Below are 17,338 nucleotides of genomic sequence, written 5' to 3'. Positions count from 1 at the left end.
TAAAATCATAAGATGATTATCAAGATATCACAGAAATGAATTTTGGAGATATCAGAAATAAAAGATATGATTATTTCTTTGTAGAAATTGCTTTTTTAGCTTTCTTATAATGCACTTTGTTTCTCCAATATGAAACTATGCCTAGTAGAGCTAAAAAGGCAATAGAATAGTAGACTGCATTGGGTGTAATTACTTTATCTCCACTAGCATATGAATGCAACCCTTTGAGGTAAAAATTAACTCCAAAATATGTCATTAAAATACTATAGACAGCAATAACTGAAGCCAGATTAAACCACCATCTTCCCCGTAATCCGGGAACTAATCGCATATGTATTATAAAAGCATATACCATAATACTTATCAAAGCCCATGTTTCTTTTGGATCCCAACCCCAGTATCGTCCCCAACTCTCATTAGCCCACATTCCGCCCAGGAAATTACCAATAGTAAGCATTACTAATCCAATAGTAAGTGCCATCTCATTGATAATGGTTATCTCTTTAATATTAAGATCCATTCGTTTCTTATTAGATTCTGTTGTCAATATCATTAATAACAATGATAGGATTCCTAAAATTGCTCCGACAAAGAATGGGCCATAGCTACCTACAATAATAGACACATGAATTAATACCCAATATGAATCTAATACAGGTTGTAAATTTGCAATTGCAGGATCTGTCCAGTTTTCATGAGCAAAAAACAAGATGATTGCCGCCACAAAGGTGGTAGCTGCAATGGTAAGGTTACTTCTTTTTCCAAAAGCGAGGCCAATTGCCAGGGTTGTCCATCCAACATAAATCATAGATTCATACGCATCACTCCATGGTGCATGTCCCGAAACATACCAACGTATTATCAATCCCGCAGTATGTAGAATAAAAAGAAGAATAACGATACCAATTGCACTATTTATTAAAGCTCTTACAATTTTAGAATCCTTAAATATTCTAACAACTACAAAGATCATTAGCAGTAGGCCTATTACTCCATAGTATCGATATAGTGTTCTAAAAATATCATATTTATTCAGTGCAATTTCTGCTTCGATTTTTTTATCCGTTGGTAATACTTCGTTTCCAAATTTTTTCTGAAAACTTTTAATACTTTCAATATATTGATCAGGTTTGCTATAATCCCCTGTTTTTCTTGCTTCTCGTAAAGACTGGCGATAAATCGGAATAATCTGTCTGGTGTATACCGAATCCATCCCGCTAAATTTAAATTCATTTAGCTCGGGCATAGAAACCCATTTGTTTCCTTCATCACCCGGAACCGGAAAAACTCTTAGGATTCCTCCGCCTAAAGCCTGATTTAACAAATAAAACTTTTCATGAGTTTTAAGAAAATCTTTTTCAAAACTACTAGGTGTATTGGTACTACTAGCTTTTTCTAAATAAGGAGTTAATTTATAAGATCCATCGGGTTCTACAAGATCTATTAAAGATACTCTTCTTTCACTTTTTGGAACCCCTAATATCTTACGTATACTATCATTTTCTCTTTGAATTTCTATAATTGGCATACTGTACCAGATAAATGGATTTTCTACCATCGATACAAACACCTGGTCTGCATTTAAACCTTTATAGGTATCTTTTTTGCTAAGTTTACGCAATAATTCTGAGGAAAAAGTATTTACCGGTTTCATTCTCCCTCTTTCGTCCTGAATCACAATACTACCAAATTTAGCTGCATGAACAGCAGGAACAACATTAGCCAAAATAACCGAATCTAATTGTGCTTTAGTTGGCAACGATGGTAAGTGATTTGTATGATCAGGCTGAGATTGGTCTTGCGCAAAAGAAAAAGTAGATACTATTAATGCCAAAAATATGGTCAATGCTTTTTTCTTTTTCTTTATTTTACTCAATTTATCTTCTATTTCTTTAAAACGTGATCCTTTGGTAAAAAGAATTAACATTAACCCTAAATATAGTAGCATATACCCAGCATAAGTAATCCAGGTACCCCAACGATCATGATTTACAGAAAGCACAGTTCCCTTTTCATCTGGATCAAAAGAAGCCTGAAAAAATCTATATCCTTTATGATCTAGTACATGATTCATATAAATATCATATGGTTGAGAAGAATTTCCTTCTACAATATCAACCTTACTCTTAAAAGATTTATAAACATTCTTTGTCCCAGGAAATTTTTCGGCGATAAAGTCATTCAATTTTAATGAAAAAGGCAATTCCATTTGTTTAGAGCCATAGCTAAAATACATATCCAAACCTCCTAACGAGATTTTGGTCATATCATTATTATATCCTTTTCCTCCCAATAGCTTAATTTCTTTGTTTTCTCCATTGGTAGAGATATTTAATACCAAGGCATCTTCTTGTCCTTTATCTTTAACTTCTATAGGAACTACATCGTACTTACCGGTAATTACAGGATCAGGAATTACAAATTGCATTCCGGCAGTTTGATATAGTGATCTAAGCATTAAAGGTTGAAGACTATCTTTAAATACTAATCCTTGCATCTGATCTGCCATTCTTAAAAATGACCCATCAAAAGGAGATTCTATAAAGTAATCATCATTTTTATAGGTAATATTTATTGCTCCTTTGGTTGGTTTATTAAAGCTAACCAATATATTATGAATATTAGAAACTTCTCCTTCTCTTAGAAAATGATCATGACGATTACCATCTCCTGCTTCTACTACTTTAAGATAGTTCTCTCCATCTTCTGTCTCAACTAATCCCATTTCTGCTCCCTGGATATAGTTTTGATATGTTATTGTAACAGGTTGCTTATTATAATCGGTATGAATAGTAAAATCATTATTAGTTGCTTCAGCTAACTCTAGTGCTTCTGTAATAATACGTCTTCGGGGTTCTCCATTAATTTCTCCATCCAGAAAAACGGATAAATATGTTTTTTCAGAAAGAAAAGTAGATGTAGTTTCACCTTCTCTAATGGGCATAACGCCTTCATAGCTTATATATCGAGTAACAAAAGCTCCTATGATAATTAAAATAAAAGATAAATGAAGTAATAACGTTGCCCATTTGTCTTTCTTATATAATTTGTAGCGTACAATATTTCCGCAGAAATTAATAACAAAAAACACCATAATAGCCTCAAACCACCATGTATTATACACCCAAATTCTAGAGGCTGTGGTTCCGTGTGCGTCTTCTAAAAACGTTCCTACTCCCATAGAAAACGCAAAAACAATAAATAAAACTGCCATTAATCGTGTGGAGAACAAAATACTCGCTAGCTTATCTTGCATAGTAACCTTTCTTTTTTTGCTGGGCAAATTTACTATTTTTAGAAGGATAATGTACCATGATCGCCTTTTGATTTTATGGTTTTAACAGAAGTATAAGTATAACCGATATTACTTTTTCAGTTTTTATAGAAAGATGTCATATTCTATATACTTTTAATGCTACCCACTTCTGAAAAAAATATCAAAAAAAGCAAGACCAAAATCCGTTATGAATATAGAATTTGGCCTTTTTTATTTCTTTTATAGTGCTTTTAGATATTCGACCAGGTCATCTTGTTCTTGATTTGTTAACCCTAGACTAAAATGATCATTATAATGTATAACCACATCATCGAGGGTAGTAAATCTCCCATCATGAAAAAAACCATTACCATTAGATTTAACAAATACTCCTCTTAATGGAGGTGTTCTGTACATTTCTGTGGGAGATCTCTTTGCTTCAAAATCATCAATCCCAATTTCTTCTGGAGTATGTAATATATTGTCTGCAAAAGCGCGCCCTGAGTGGCAAGAAATACAATTTGCTTTGCTTTCAAACAGTATTTTACCACGAATTGCCGAAGTCTCATCATAACTATCTGGATCTGGAGTTGGAGCTAGTATTGATAATTGATATTCTCGTAAGCCTTCCAGTTTCGAATCTACCATATCTACGGGTGCACTAACATTAAATAACCCTCTTTCTACTGCAAGTGGAAATTTTTCGGGATCATTTAATCTTTGATCATAAAAATTCCCTTGTCCTCCCATCACCAAAACACCAATAAATCTATTCCAATAGGATACTTCACCCCAACCAGTATATGTTTCATGGGTTATTCCCTGTAACCCATAAGCTGGTGGTATTACCAATGTTGCTAGTTCTCCGTTAGGTTTTGTTACTTTTCCGTCCATTAATAATGTAGGAGCAAATCTTCCCGGGCCCCATGCGTTAACAACGTTATTAAAAGTCTCGACATCAACACTTAAAATAGCCGCAAGAGGAGCATTTTTAACAAACCCCAAAATAGCTCCAACATTAAGATCTGTATTTGCCCAACCATCTTTTCTAGTTCCAATTCCAGAAGTAAATGAATCATCTACTGTAGAATGACATAAGGCACATGTGATTCCTACAGATTTTAATTTTTTATTTTCATCAAAGCTTCCTTTTACGCCAACAACAGCATCTAAATCTAACAAAGCTACGGTGGTCATTGGATCTGTTAAATCAATACTTCCATCTGTAATACCATCGACTACAGCTTGTGGTAATACTTCTGCATCTACTTTAAGTCCTATTGCTAAAGCCGTAGTTGGGTCAAGGCCAGGTCCAAACCCACCATTTGCAACTCCCAAAATAGCTTTATCCAACTCTAATAAATCTGTCCATTGCGCTTCACTTCCAAAAGTATCATGCCTAAAAATTTCTTTTCCCTCGGCAACCAAAGCAGGATCCAAATTAAGTTCTATCGGAGGTGGTATTACCAATTCTTCGGGTATTGGAATTAAATCATCATCCTTACATTGAGTAAAAATTATACTAATGCCAAAGAGCATCAGAAAGAATATTGTTTTTCTTAGTTTCATAGCGATCATTTTTAATGAATTATGTAAAAGTTTTAATCATTTATGTAGTATTGATTTTTAAGAGTTTTTTACTATTGTATTAACTACAAGAGGATTTATTGTAAACCTTAGATAAGTGCATGTAAGAAAGGTTACAAAATTTTGCGTTTTTTTAAACCATGCCTAATTTTTGAAGAGTAATATTCCCGAAATATTTTATTCTGAATTAATATGAATACCGCCTTTTACTATAGAACTCATTTAAAATAAAAATGAAAAAATGTATTGCTCTGCTTTTTAAGGGAACTTCCTTATTTTAGCCAAATGATTAGAGTTATAATTCTTGGTGCCGGCAATGTAGCTAAACACTTGTATGCTGCTTTTTATAATCAAAAATCAGTAGAAGTTGTACAGTGCTATAATCGTAAAGGATTACTGTTACACCCTGATCAGAAAGAAAACACTATCATACAGGATCTTAGCTCCTTACAAGAAGCTGATATTTATATTCTGGCGGTGAGTGATGATGCAATCGAAGAGGTTTCTAATCTATTACCTTTTACAAATAAACTTATCGCTCATACCTCTGGCAGTGTTCCAATAAATGCTCTGGTGAATACTAATAGAAGAGGTGTTTTTTATCCATTACAAACATTTAGCAAAGATAAAGCTGTTGACTTTAGCGCTATTCCTTTTTGTTTGGAAGCTGAAAATGAAGCCGATCTTACGCTATTAAAAAAACTAAGTGCTCCCCTTTCTAATAAGGTATATGAAATTTCTTCAGAACAGCGTAATATACTCCATGTTTCTGCTGTATTTGTAAATAATTTTACAAATTATTTGTTTTCAACAGCAAACGATATTTGTAATGAACACGATGTTCCTTTTGAAATTTTGCACCCTCTAATTTTGGAGACTGCTCAAAAAATCACAAAAATGAATCCTGATTTGGCTCAGACAGGCCCAGGGATACGTAATGATTCTAAAACGATAAACAGGCATTTAAAAATAATAACAGATACTACGCAACAAGAACTATATAAAACCCTTACCAAAGCAATACAATCTAAATATGGAAAAAAGTTATAAAGAATACCTGCAACACATTACCACCTTTATTTTTGATGTAGATGGTGTACTTACCGATGGTACCGTCATTATCAATACCGATGGACAACTGCTAAGAACAATGAATATTAAAGATGGGTACGCTTTGAAAACTGCTATACAACAGGGTTTTAAAATATGTATTATTTCTGGAGGAAAAAACGAAGGTGTTCGTCAACGCTTAAAAGGCTTAGGAATAACAGATATTTATCTTGGGGCACATCATAAAGTAGAACAACTAAATGAATATCTCGAAGCTAATAATATCAACATAAAAAATGTATTATATATGGGTGATGATATTCCTGATTTACCAGTTATGAAAATGGTAGGGTTACCAACTTGCCCTCAAGACGCAGTAGCAGAAGTAAAAGAAGCTTCTAAATATGTATCCTATAAAAAGGGAGGTAAAGGATGTGCAAGAGATGTTATCGAACAAGTACTCAAAGTCCAGGAGAAATGGGTATTAGATTTTGATGCAAAAGCGTAACAAGAACATATTTTTTTGAAAACTATACATTAGAAATTACACCTCTAAATGAAAATCGTATTTGCTACCAATAATCATAATAAAATAAAAGAAGTACAAGCATTACTGCCTTCTACTATCCAAATAGTAGGGCTTAGCGATATAGGTTGCATAGAAGATATTCCCGAAACTTCTACAACTATTGAAGGTAATGCAATGCAAAAAGCTAATTATATCAAAGAGCATTATGGATTTGATTGTTTTGCCGATGATACAGGCCTTGAAGTCGAATCGTTGCATGGTGCTCCCGGAGTATACTCGGCAAGGTATGCTGGTGAAGCCAAAGATGCTAATGCCAATATGGATAAGCTCTTAAAAGAGTTAAAAGAAAAAGAAAATCGCAAGGCACAGTTTAAAACTGTAATCGCTTTGGTATCAAATGGAAAAGTCAAAACATTTACAGGAATATGCTCTGGTTTTATTACCGAAGATAAAAGAGGAAAAGGAGGTTTTGGATATGATCCAGTTTTTTTACCCGATGGGTATACCGAAACATTTGCCGAACTTTCTTTATCAGAAAAAAACAAGATTGGTCATCGTGGAAAAGCAGTACGCCAGCTTATTGAGTACTTTTTGTGATTTATCCAGGGCCGGGAAAGGCTAACATTTCTCCCATACCAACAGTAAATAACCAATTACCATAAATAGCATGCTCTATAGAAACTAAGGTAGTAGATTTTGTTTTTTGGTAAGTATAAGCAAATAACAAACCGCCAACAAAAGTTAATACTTGCACTAAAAAACTATTCAAAAAAAGATGGGCTAAGGAAAAAAGGATTGCGTTTATAAAAATAAACAACCACTTATTACTAATTAGATTCTCATAACGCTCATAAAAAAAGGTTCTATATATAATCTCCTGTGGCCAAACAGACAAAAATGTATATATAAAAAGAATGATTATCCATAACCCTGGTCTTTTTATCAGTACAGAAAACAACTTATCCGGAGCAATTAAAAAGACATATACTCCTGTTATTATTGCAATAATCCCAAACTTAACTATAATTTCTTTCCAAAAAGGTTTCCAATATTCTTTAACAGGAAATTTCAACTTCAGCAACCCTTTCTTTTTAAGAAAAATCAGAATATAAACAAATCCCAAAACGGTAGGTATGACTTTAAAAAGAAAGTGAGAATCTAATAAAAAGCTTATCGGTAGTAATACAAAAAAACAAAATAATTCTAAGCCTTTATATGTATTAGTTTCCATCCTATTAGTTTTCGACTAATTTCAATATAAAAAATGAAACCTACACTATCAAAATCGTATTGAAATTAGAATAACAATTTTTTAACTATAACAACATGCTATATTATTCTATACTAAAAAAAGCCTCTGGGGTATGAGGCTTATTAGGGTTTGGGGCGAAATTAATTTGGGCAAAAAAGACTAATTCTAGTTCAATGGGCTAATCAATATTTTAATTTCTTTGTATTTTTTCTTTTTGATATTTCAAAAGTATGTTGTTATCATCATAATCTTACAAAACAACCTCGTCAAAAATAACAAAATATCGTCAAAATACCAAAAAACAAGATAAAATACACATTTCACTTAACATATAATTATGATTATAGTATAATTAGCTCATTAAATATCGTATATGAATCAAAATAAAGGTTAAAAAATTTAGAGAAATAAGTACATCAATATGAACAAATAAAGCTCATAAATATCTTACATAGATAGATACAAAAAGCAAAAAGCCTCTGGGTATGAGGCTTATTAGGTTTAGTGTTCAAAATAACTCATCAAGAATTATTTTACTGGGACAAAAAAAGTCACAAAACAATCAAAAAATTCCAATTTTTCTCTTACTCTTCTTCTTTCGTATTACAAAAATAGAATACATCACAAATTTTATGACAAAATCACCATTCGATAAAATCAAAAATACCGACAAAATACACAAAAAACAGATTAAAAGAATATTTTTATTGTTTTAATTGAATATTTTATACCCTTACACCATTTTTATTTAGGTTTGAAAGTAATTAAACTCAATGTAGACGTTGCATAGCTTTTATTAATATCGTAACATTACATCCATAAAATTTCGAATTTAGTATATGGAAAGTCAAAACATCACACCTACCGATCCCCAAAACGAAGATATTATTGAGAATAAAGAATTAAACATCTGGGAAGCCTTGATCCCAATTATAGCATTGGTTATTATGTTATTCTTTAATGTCTATTATATTTATGGAGATGACGCAATTAGCGGAAGTAATCAATTTGTTTTGCTTATGGGAGCTGCTGTAGCTGCGATAGTAGGGTTTTATAATAAGGTAACTTATAAACAAATGATGGAAGAGGTTGCCAAAAATATAAAATCAACCTCTAGTGCACTAATTATACTATTACTGGTGGGCTCATTAGCAGGAACCTGGTTGATTAGCGGTATTATCCCTACCATGATTTATTATGGTTTACAAATTCTTAATCCAACTATCTTCCTGGCCGCCTGTGTAATCATTTGCGCCATCATATCTATTGCAACGGGTAGTTCCTGGACTACCTCTGCAACTGTAGGTATTGCACTTATTGGTATTGGTGATACCTTGGGAATCTCTCTCGGAATGACAGCAGGTGCTGTAATCTCTGGTGCTTATTTTGGAGATAAAATGTCTCCCTTATCCGATACTACTAATTTAGCTCCTGCGATGGCTGGTGGAGAATTATTTTCTCATATAAAATATATGGCGTATACAACTATACCTACTATAGTAATCACGCTACTGGTTTTTATTGTTATAGGATTTACTATTGATACCTCTGGAACTCCAGAAATTAGTGAGCAATTACATGTTATTGATAATGCTTTTAATATTTCTCCCTGGTTATTTATTGTTCCTGTTTTAATAATCGGTTTAATTATTAAAAAAACACCTCCAGTGGTTGCCTTACTTATAGGTACGCTGCTTGGTGCTATTGCTGCCGTTATTGCTCAACCAGAAATTGTAACAACTGTTGCCGGTAGTGACGAATTCACATTTAATTCTGCATATAAAGGAGTGATGAATGCAATAACAACAAAAACATCAATACAAACATCCAATGCTGAACTTACTAAGCTCTTTACTTCTAAAGGAATGGTTGGAATGTTAAATACTATTTGGCTAATACTATGCGCTATGGTATTTGGTGGTGTGATGGATGCTATTGGAGCATTAGCTAGAATTAGTAAAGCTTTATTGAATTTATTTGATTCTGTATTCGGGCTTTTTGCAAGTACAGTAGTAAGCTGCCTAGCACTAAATGTAACTGCATCTGATCAATATTTAGCTATCGTAGTACCAGGAAGAATGTATGCTAAAGCTTATAAAGATAAAGGGCTAGCCCCAGAAAATCTTAGTCGTACTCTAGAGGATTCGGGAACTGTTACTTCTGTTTTAATTCCCTGGAATACTTGTGGAGCTTATCAAAGTGGAGTACTTGGTGTACCTGTAGTCGATTATTTCTTTTTTGCTATTTTTAACTGGCTTAGTCCATTCATGACACTACTTTTTGCTGCTTTCAGAATTAAAATAAAGCAGTTGGCAAAAGGGTAACAACTATCAACAACATATAAAAAAGCACATTGTTCTCGATGTGCTTTTTTTATTCACAGATATTCTAAAAGTATACTTATTCATAACAAGTAAAACAATAAAAACCTATTAAACAACACATTACTCCTCTCTACTTACTTACTAAACACTAATAAAATTCGAATACAGCATCAAAAAATCTTCTTTTTTAGAATTATTTTCAGTTTTTAACAAAAAAGTTAAGAATACGATTGTTAAGCACATGTATTTATAGATTTTTGAAACCTTAACATAAACTTAATATTATGAAAACAATTCAAAAAATTATTTGCCTTAAGATGATTCCAATAATGATTGGAACCCTATTTTTTTTAAATTCTTGTTCTAAAGAAGAATTTTCTGAAGAAGTATCCACAGAAAACCCTTCTATAGATATTAGTGCAGCTCAAGCAGTTCCAAATAGCTATATTATTGTTTTTAAAGAAGATGAAAAGTTAAAAAAGAACAAACAAAAAGTAACTCAAAAAGCATCTAGTATTTTATCTAAGTACAAAATTTCTTCACAAAAAATGAAATTTGTTTATGAAACTGCGATACAGGGATTCAACCTTGACGATATTTCTACAAAAGAAGTTGAGTTACTTAAAAATGATCCTAACATTCTTGCTGTAGAACCGAATTACATTGAAAAGTTAGATGTTACTGTAGAGCAAGGAGTAATGCCTCCTAAAAATGCAGGAAGAAGTTCTAATAAAGCAACAGCTACCGAAGGTTACTTTGAAACTGGAGGAGATTATGTAGACTGGGGAGTTGCAAGAGTAGGTGGATATACATATTCTACAGATAAAACAGCTTGGATTCTGGATAGTGGTGTATATGCTCATCCCGATCTTAACATTGACTATGATAACAGTACTACTTTTGTAGATAAAAACTGGGGAGATAGAAATGGACACGGTACTCACGTTGCTGGAATCATTGGTGCGATGCATAATGGTGATGGCATAGTTGGTGTTGCTCCAGGAGCCAAAATTGTTGCGGTAAAAGTGTTAAGTGACGGCGGCGGCGGAACACAAGCGCAAATAATTGCAGGAATCAATTATGTTGCCAATAATGCTAAATATGGTGATGTATGGAACTATAGCATTGGGTATAAAAAAAGAACAACCAATGTAGCATACGAAACTGCTTTTAAGAGCTTAGCCAAAGTAACCTTTGGAGCTATGGCTGCGGGTAATAGCAATGATGATGTACAATACTACTCTCCTCAGAGAAAATTCATAACAAACTCTTGGGTAGTTGGAAACATGACCAATACAGATGCTGCTGCATCAGGCTCTAATTATGGAGATAATGTACATGCATGGGGGCCAGGAACAGGGGTTTGGTCTTGTGGTATAGGTGGTAATGAATTTGCAAAAAAATCAGGTACTTCTATGGCTTCTCCTTATGTTGCAGGTGTATTACTCGTTAAAGGAAATGGTAAAATTGTTAGTGATGGTAATGTTAGCAAAGGAGGCTACACTGCTCCTATAGCTGTAGTAAAAAAATAATCTAGTGATATTTTTCTATCAGAAATTAGTTAGTTGTAAATAAGCAAACTTGGTTGTTTGTGTATTCTGTATAAGGCTGTTTGAAATTTCAAACAGCCTTTTTTTCATATGTTTTAAAAACATATTCATTCAGAACAAATTTGAAATAGAAAAACAGTAAAAACCTATTAAACAACACATTACACATCAGCATTTTGATTCATTTATCCCTAATAAAATTCGAATATCACATCAAAAAACCCTCTTTCTTAGAATAGTTTTCATTTTTTAACAAAAAAGTCAAGAATATGATTGCTAAACACATGTATTTATAGATTTTTGAAAACATAACATAAACTTAATATTATGAAAACAATTCAAAAAATTATTCGTCTTGAAATGGTTCTAATTATGGTTGGAATCGCATTTTTTTTAAATTCTTGTTCTAAAGAAGAAGTTTCAGAAGAGCTATCCACAGAAAATCCTTCTACAGATATTAGTGCCGCTCAAGCAGTTCCTAATAGCTATATTATTGTTTTTAAAGAAGATGAAAAGTTAAAAAAGAACAAACAAAAAGTAACTCAAAAAGCATCTGGTATTTTATCTAAATACAAAATTTCTTCACAAAAAATGAAATTTGTTTATGAAACTGCGATACAGGGGTTTAACCTTGATGGTATTTCTACAAAAGAAGTAGAGTTACTTAAAAATGATCCTGACATTCTTGCTGTAGAACCGAATTACATTGAGAAATTAGACGTTACTGTAGAACAAGGGGTAATGCCTTCTGTAACAACAGGAAAAGCAAACAAAAAAGCTACTACTGGTTATTATGAAACCGGAGGAGATTATGTAGACTGGGGGGTTGTAAGAGTTGGAGGCTACACCTACTCTACTGATAAGACAGCCTGGATTCTGGATAGCGGAGTATATGCACATCCCGATCTTAACATTGACTATAACCGAAGTACTACTTTTGTAGATAATAATTGGGGAGATAGAAATGGTCATGGTACTCACGTAGCAGGAACTATTGGTGCGATGCATAATGGAGATGGCGTAGTGGGTGTCGCACCAGGGGCCAAAATTGTTGCGGTAAAAGTATTAAGTGATGGTGGATCCGGAACACAAGCGCAAATCATTGCAGGAATCAATTATGTTGCTAATAACGCTAGTTATGGTGATGTATGGAACTATAGCATAGGGTTTACCAGTAGAACAATTAGTGTAGCTTACGAAACTGCTTTCAGAAATTTAGCCAAAACTACATTTGGTGCTATGGCTGCAGGAAACAATAATGATAACGTATATTACTACTCACCACAAAGAGCATATATCAAGGGATGCTGGGTGGTTGGAAACATGACCAATACTGATGCTGCTGCAGGTGGTTCTAGCTACGGAGATAATGTACATGCATGGGCTCCGGGAACAGGAATTTGGTCTTGCGGTATAGGTGGTAATGAATTTGCACAAAAATCTGGTACTTCAATGGCTTCTCCTCATTTGGCTGCAATATTACTTATAAATAATGGTCAAATTTATGGTGATGGTACAGTTACCAAAGGTGGGTACACGGCTTCTATAGGAATTGCTAAACCATAAAACAAACATTCTAGTAACATTTTTATTTCAGAAATTGGTTAATTGTAATAAGCAAACTTGGTTGTTTGTGTATTCTGTAAAAGGCTGTTTAAAATTTTAAACAGCCTTTTCTCTTCATTACTTAGAGCATATAATAAATTTATTTTTTCAATTTACTGTCCCATATTTTGTACACGACAAAATTTACATGATACAGAGATGCGTTGATGTGTCATTCTATCAAAGAACGCAATCTACTCGTTAATAGCACAATAGATATTTTATCAAGTATCTAGGTTTTTATATACTAAAAGGCTGTATGAAAAATATCATACAGCCTTTCCTATTTACCGCCAAACGGGTAAACTCAAACTAAACTAACTAATTTTTTACCATTGTAGGGTTAACCACCAGGCTAGAAATCATTTTCACTTTGTTTGATACAGTAGCATAGTTTGGTGAAAATTGGATAACCTGATCTGCAATTTCTTTAAAATCCTGCTCTGTACCGTTTCCTTCAACAGTAAAGCAATATTCTATTGCATCATATCCTACAGGAGAAGTTTCGTTTATCCCCAAAAATCCTTGTAAATCTAAAGTTGATTTTATCTCTAAAGAAACTCCTTCTAATTCGATTCCTTTTATTGAAGCCATAGCTACAAAAGTTACCATCATACAACCCGAAAGTCCTCCTAATAAATAGTCCTGGGGTGTTGGAGAAGAATGCTCTCCTAATAGTTGTTCTGGCTCGTCAATAACAAAAGAAAAACTATGAGGTATCTTCTCATCTCCAAGCTGTAATGCATTGGTTTCAACCCCTACTTTTGTTCCTCCTAACCAGGTGGCTTTAATACCACCAGAATACATTCCATTCTTAGGATCCTGTTCAACTGTATTTTTATAAGTCCCTAAAGCCTCTAAATTAATTCCGTTAATCATAATTGTTTAAAGTTTTAATTGTTAATGTATTTAATTTAAGTATCCATGATCTATTAACTGTTGTTGTACTTCCATATATGTATCTGCATATAATTTATCTACTTCTCCCTTAGATAAGAAGGAACTTGAGAATCCTGGTTTTTCTGGATCTATCATTAATTTTACAGATTGCATAAAGTGTTGTATCAATTCTTTTGGATTTTCATTACCTACAGATACTCTCATTGTCGTTTTATGAATACCTGCCTCTAGAAGAGCATCCTTATTTAACTCAGAATGAGATGTAAATGCAGGGCATAAAAGTGTAGTGTTAATCTGCCCTAAACTTACCTGAAGGCCAAATGCAGGAGCCAACGTATCAAAGAACATTTTAAATGACTTATCCGATACTTTTGCTTTTTCAAAATCAATAGTGAATAAAGGCGAAGCTAATTGATACTTACTAATCTTCTTCATAATACCATGATTATGGTTGTTTTCTAATCCGTTACAGTGTACTGTAATACCAGGATTAGAGTCAAAGAATTTAGCCAATACCAAAGTATTTACACATTTTTGAACCATTCTCATGCTTAGTGTTTTCATACCAGATAACACCTCGAATGCAGTATCAGAATCTAAAAAAGCGCCTTTAATATAGTATACATTCCAGAATAAAGTTTCATCCCATTTTGTTCCATCTACTTCATCTCCTTTTGGCAAAAACATTAAGTTATTTTTACCTATAATACCTCCTGCTATAGCATTACCAGATCCGGTAATATCTTTGGTATAGCTATGGAATAAGAAATCTGGTCTACATTCTTCATCTTCATGTTGTAATGGCTTGATTAAAAAAGGTGTTGCTACAGTACCATCTAACATTACCGTTGCTCCATTTTGCTTAGAAATTTTACAAATAGCAGGCACATCCAGCATATAACCATGAGGGTTACAAGGGGATTCCATATATACATGTAATTTATTACCAGAAGAAAGAATATCCTGATAATCTTCTTTCGCTTTTTCTAATACTGGTTTAAAATCTTCAATAGAATATCCATCAAACCAAACCACATTAATGGCAAACTTATTCTTTTTAGCAAAAAAGTCTTCGATTAACTGGTAAACTCCTCCGTAGATATTTCTAGAAAGTATAAGAACATCTCCATGGTTTAATACATTACTCAATAACGCATCTACAGCTGCCATACCACTATTAAAATTCCATGCGGTATACTCATCTGCATATTTACCTGCTTCTATATGTACCATATGAGTAGCCAGAGCCATAGAAGTAGGATTCAATAGCCTAGAGTATATATGGTGTATTGATTCTTTACCGTTAAAAGCATCATCAACCCATTCTGTACAAGAGTAATCGTATGTAGAGGTACGTGCAATTACTGGGGTTGCAGAAAATAAGGCTGCAATATTATTAAATAAAGGATGAGGTCCTTTGGCTTGTAAAGATTCGTCTGATTGCCCTAAAGACTGATAGGTTTTGCTTAGTGGGTTTTGTAATGTTTCTAATACTTTTGCTATCTGAAAAGATAAAAAACGTTTAGCATTAAAGTACGCTACTTTTTCTCCCTGATCTAATTTTGCAATTGTATTATTGGTTATTTCCTGTAGTTTAGAAATATCTGATTGTGCATGGTAAATATCCATAGCAGCACCTTTCAGGGCTTCTCCATACGCACTATCAATATCTATTTGAAAATGTTCTAACTGCTCAATCGCCAACTCTTCTATAGTTGTGCTTGCTGTAGATTTTCTCCTAGGTGATAACACCTTAGCCATATCCATGTTTCCATTTTTGGTTATAGCTTCGTCTGATAACGTCTCTACGTTTTCTATACTATTCATATCTATTATTTATTTAAAGGTTAAAACATGCGATTTTAGTTGTGGTCATTTCCCGTATAGCAGATTTTACGCCTTCCCGGCCAATACCACTTTGTTTAATTCCGCCAAAAGGCATCATATCGATTCGGTAATCAGAAGAATCATTAACCATAACTCCACCACACTGCAATTGGTTAACTGCCTTAAATGCTGCTTCGATCGAATTTGTAAAAATTCCTGCATGTAATCCGTAAGGAGAATCATTACTTGCTTTAATACCTTCTTCTAATGAGTTTATTCTGGAAATTGTTGCTACAGGTCCAAAGATTTCTTGTTTGCCATTTAGCGAATGGTCATGATTTCCTTCTATGAGTGTTGCTTCAAAAGCGTTACCTACCCGGTTTCCTCCACATAAAACCTGGTAACCAGAATTTTTTAAATCAGAAATAGAATTCTCTATGGCATCAATTGCTTCTTGAGTAATAATAGGCCCCATATCGGTATTAGCATCACTTGGGTCTCCTAGTTGTACTGATTTTGCAAGGGTAATTACTTTTTCTTTGAATGCATCATAGATAGCATCATGAACATACATACGTTTTACGCCTACACAGTTTTGGCCTGCTGCCCATATCATACCTCCTACGCAGTTTTCTGCAACGGCATCTATATCAACATCATCCATGACTATTACCGGAGAGCTCGAACCAAGTTCCATTGCTACTTTTTTAATTCCAGCAGCTTTTATGATCGCCTCTCCGGATTTTGTCCCCCCTGTAAAACTTACCATATTAACACGCGGGTCTGTAATTAATGTATTCCCAAAATTACTTACCGGCCCGGTTATGATATTTAGAATATGATGAGGTAAACCTGCCTCTAGAAACAACTTACCTAGTTTTATTGCAGAAATTGGAGTGAAATCTGACGGTTTAAGTATAACCGCATTACCCGAGGCTATTGCAGGACCTAATTTATGAGCCACCAAATTAAGGGGGTCATTAAACGGTGTAATTGCAGTAATGATACCTATTGGATCATATACATAATACCCTGTTCTCGAAGCAGCTCCGGCAAATGCGCTAAAAGGCACAGTTTCTCCCGTAAGTCTTTTGGCCTCTTCACTACAAAGAGTTAATGTATTGATACATCTGTCTACTTCTTTGGCGGCTTCAATTTCGGTTTTAACTCCCTCGTTTACTATGATTTGAGTAAATTCTTCTTTCCTTTCTTTTAAAAAAACAACTACCCTGGCTATAATTTCACTCCTATCATAAGGTGATAGATTTCTTGATATCTCTTTTCCTAACTCTGCAGATTTTAAAGCCTCCTGTACATGATCTGCATTGGCACAAGAAACAGCATACACCTCTTTTCCTGAATATGGATTTAATACCGGTAATTTTGTTGAGCTTTCTACCCAATTTTCTCCAATCAACATTTTCATGGTATCAATCTTATCTAAAGTGCTTATCATAC

At 33.6% G+C, this 17,338-nt stretch carries 12 protein-coding genes; 6 read left to right on the top strand and 6 right to left on the bottom strand.

What is annotated here, in order from left to right:
* Positions 1-70 precede the first annotated feature (70 nt).
* Positions 71-3,256, bottom strand: coding sequence for a cytochrome c biogenesis protein (locus tag NNH57_RS03615; protein WP_108808708.1), 3,186 nt, complete (start codon positions 3,254-3,256; stop codon positions 71-73).
* 240 nt (positions 3,257-3,496) lie between these two features.
* The gene (locus tag NNH57_RS03610) at positions 3,497-4,825 is read right to left on the bottom strand and encodes a hypothetical protein (RefSeq protein ID WP_074410227.1); all 1,329 of its coding nucleotides are present in this window, start codon (positions 4,823-4,825) and stop codon (positions 3,497-3,499) included.
* A gap of 303 nt (positions 4,826-5,128) precedes the next feature.
* Here NNH57_RS03610 and NNH57_RS03605 point away from each other — a divergent pair, with 303 nt between their 5' ends.
* From NNH57_RS03605 to NNH57_RS03595, 3 genes are read left to right on the top strand one after another with little or no spacing between them, the layout of a single operon-like run.
* On the top strand, positions 5,129-5,893 hold the full coding sequence (locus tag NNH57_RS03605) for a Rossmann-like and DUF2520 domain-containing protein (protein WP_108808707.1): 765 nt from the start codon (positions 5,129-5,131) through the stop codon (positions 5,891-5,893).
* Entirely contained in the window at positions 5,877-6,401 is a 525-nt protein-coding gene (locus tag NNH57_RS03600) for a KdsC family phosphatase (protein ID WP_074410197.1), read from the top strand. The genes NNH57_RS03605 and NNH57_RS03600 overlap by 17 nt, the downstream gene beginning before the upstream one ends.
* 48 nt (positions 6,402-6,449) lie before the next feature.
* Positions 6,450-7,019: a non-canonical purine NTP diphosphatase gene (locus NNH57_RS03595; protein WP_074410196.1), complete on the top strand. Its 570-nt coding sequence runs from the start codon at positions 6,450-6,452 to the stop codon at positions 7,017-7,019.
* A 1-nt stretch (position 7,020) separates the two neighbouring features.
* Here the strand turns inward: NNH57_RS03595 and NNH57_RS03590 are convergent, their stop codons facing one another.
* On the bottom strand, positions 7,021-7,653 hold the full coding sequence (locus NNH57_RS03590) for a CPBP family intramembrane glutamic endopeptidase (protein WP_108808706.1): 633 nt from the start codon (positions 7,651-7,653) through the stop codon (positions 7,021-7,023).
* Positions 7,654-8,513: 860 nt separating this feature from the next.
* On the opposite strand from NNH57_RS03590, the gene nhaC reads away from it, so the two are divergent.
* The 3 genes from nhaC to NNH57_RS03570 all read left to right on the top strand — a co-directional run bounded on the left by nhaC (position 8,514) and on the right by NNH57_RS03570 (position 13,114).
* Complete coding sequence (nhaC, locus tag NNH57_RS03585) at positions 8,514-9,998, top strand: Na+/H+ antiporter NhaC (protein WP_108808705.1); 1,485 nt, start codon at positions 8,514-8,516, stop codon at positions 9,996-9,998.
* Between the two features lie 284 nt (positions 9,999-10,282).
* Positions 10,283-11,530, top strand: a complete 1,248-nt coding sequence (locus NNH57_RS03575) for a S8 family serine peptidase (RefSeq protein WP_108808704.1) — start codon at positions 10,283-10,285, stop codon at positions 11,528-11,530.
* 345 nt (positions 11,531-11,875) lie between these two features.
* Positions 11,876-13,114: a S8 family serine peptidase gene (locus tag NNH57_RS03570; RefSeq protein WP_108808703.1), complete on the top strand. Its 1,239-nt coding sequence runs from the start codon at positions 11,876-11,878 to the stop codon at positions 13,112-13,114.
* Positions 13,115-13,474: 360 nt separating this feature from the next.
* Here the strand turns inward: NNH57_RS03570 and NNH57_RS03565 are convergent, their stop codons facing one another.
* Genes NNH57_RS03565 through NNH57_RS03555 form a run of 3 tightly spaced genes read right to left on the bottom strand, consistent with a single transcriptional unit; the run spans position 13,475 to position 17,336 of the window.
* Entirely contained in the window at positions 13,475-14,032 is a 558-nt protein-coding gene (locus tag NNH57_RS03565) for an OsmC family protein (protein ID WP_025664933.1), read from the bottom strand.
* Positions 14,033-14,062: 30 nt separating this feature from the next.
* Entirely contained in the window at positions 14,063-15,880 is a 1,818-nt protein-coding gene (locus tag NNH57_RS03560) for a trans-sulfuration enzyme family protein (protein ID WP_199915435.1), read from the bottom strand.
* Between the two features lie 13 nt (positions 15,881-15,893).
* A complete protein-coding gene (locus NNH57_RS03555; RefSeq protein WP_108808702.1) occupies positions 15,894-17,336 on the bottom strand; it encodes an aldehyde dehydrogenase family protein in 1,443 nt (480 codons plus the stop codon).
* Positions 17,337-17,338 lie beyond the last annotated feature (2 nt).

This window comes from Aquimarina spinulae, from assembly GCF_943373825.1.
In the GTDB taxonomy this organism is placed as follows: domain Bacteria; phylum Bacteroidota; class Bacteroidia; order Flavobacteriales; family Flavobacteriaceae; genus Aquimarina; species Aquimarina spinulae.
Note: the sequence above shows the minus strand (reverse complement) of the source record. Positions and strands in the feature narration are given on the sequence as shown.